The following is a 1,238-nucleotide window of genomic DNA, read 5'->3' as shown; positions in this document are numbered from 1 at the left end:
TTCTCGGCGGGCAGTTCGGAGCGCAGGCGCGCCGCGCCCTCGAGCCAGAGCTGCATGGATGCCGGGGAGTTGCAGATCATCAGACCCTCGAGCCCCGCGGGTCGGCGCACGGCGATCTCGGCGCCGAGCATGCCGCCCCAGGACTGACCGAGCACGTGGTAGCTCTCGATCCCCAGGGCCGCGCGAAGGCTGTGGAACTCGTCGACGAAGAGCTGCGGCATCCACTGTTCACGCGGAGCGTCCGGGTGGTGCGAGCTGCGACCGCAACCGATCTGGTCGTAGTGCACGACCGTGCGGCCCGTGAGATCGGCGAGCGCGTCGAGGTTGCGGACGTAGTCGTGGGCCATTCCCGGTCCGCCGTGCAGGACGAACAGCGGCGCGGCGCCGGTGGGTTCGGCGGGCTCGGTCAGGCGGGCCCAGGTGAAGCCGTCGTGGAACGGGACGGTGATCTCGCGGTGCATGGAGTCATCGTGGACCCGGTAAAGGTGCGTTGGCAAACCTTTTCTTCGGAATTAACATGGAGGAAACGACGGGACCCCATGGCCGAGACCGACGACGCCCCCCTGGTGGAGCGTGTGACCGAACGCCTCATCACCGCTGTCGCGGTGGGTGAGTTCCTGCCGGGCACGCGTCTTCCCGCCGAGCGCGACCTCTCGCCCCTGCTCGGCGTCGGCCGGACGACCGTGCGGGCGGCCCTCGACGACCTGTCGACGCGGGGCCTCATCGAGCGCCGCCGAGGCCGGGGCGGCGGCACCTTCGTCGCCCAGGAGTGGCCCGACTCGGTGGTGGTGGGCGTGGACCGGTGGTTCGAGGAGCGCTGGAGCGACCTCGTCGACGCGTGCACCGCGAGCTCTCTGCTGCACTCCTCGCTCGCCCGCCTCGCCGCCGAACGACGGACGGATGCCGACCTGGCGACGATGCGCGAGCGGCTCGCCGCCTTCCACGCGGCACCCTCGGGCGATCCGAAGCAGCGCGCCGACAGCCTGCTGCACCTCGCGATCATCGACGCCGCCCACAACACCGCGCTGCGCGAAATCCTGCTCGAGCACGAGCGTCACCTGTCGCTGTCGGCGCCCGCGCACCCGTGGGGCGATCGCGAGAGCCACCGCGGCATGGAGTCGCGCGCGGCACGCGAGCACGACGCCATCGTCGCCGCGATCGTCGCCGCCTCGCCCGACGAGGCAGCGGAACTGGCCCGCCGCCACGTGCAGATCGACCTCGAGCTGTTCGCCGAGGCG

The 1,238-nt window shown here is 71.4% G+C and carries 2 protein-coding genes; one reads left to right on the top strand and one right to left on the bottom strand.

Annotated elements, in window-relative coordinates; translation table 11 throughout:
* Positions 1-461: alpha/beta fold hydrolase (locus tag DBR36_RS18685; protein WP_258222934.1), on the bottom strand; the 461-nt coding region annotated here is incomplete at its 3' end.
* A 78-nt stretch (positions 462-539) separates the two neighbouring features.
* Between DBR36_RS18685 and DBR36_RS16150 the strand changes: the two genes are divergently transcribed.
* Positions 540-1,238: FadR/GntR family transcriptional regulator (locus DBR36_RS16150; protein ID WP_108320723.1), on the top strand; the 699-nt coding region annotated here is incomplete at its 3' end.

The organism is Microbacterium sp. HMWF026, assembly GCF_003061325.1.
GTDB lineage: Bacteria > Actinomycetota > Actinomycetes > Actinomycetales > Microbacteriaceae > Microbacterium > Microbacterium testaceum_E.
Note: the sequence above shows the minus strand (reverse complement) of the source record. Positions and strands in the feature narration are given on the sequence as shown.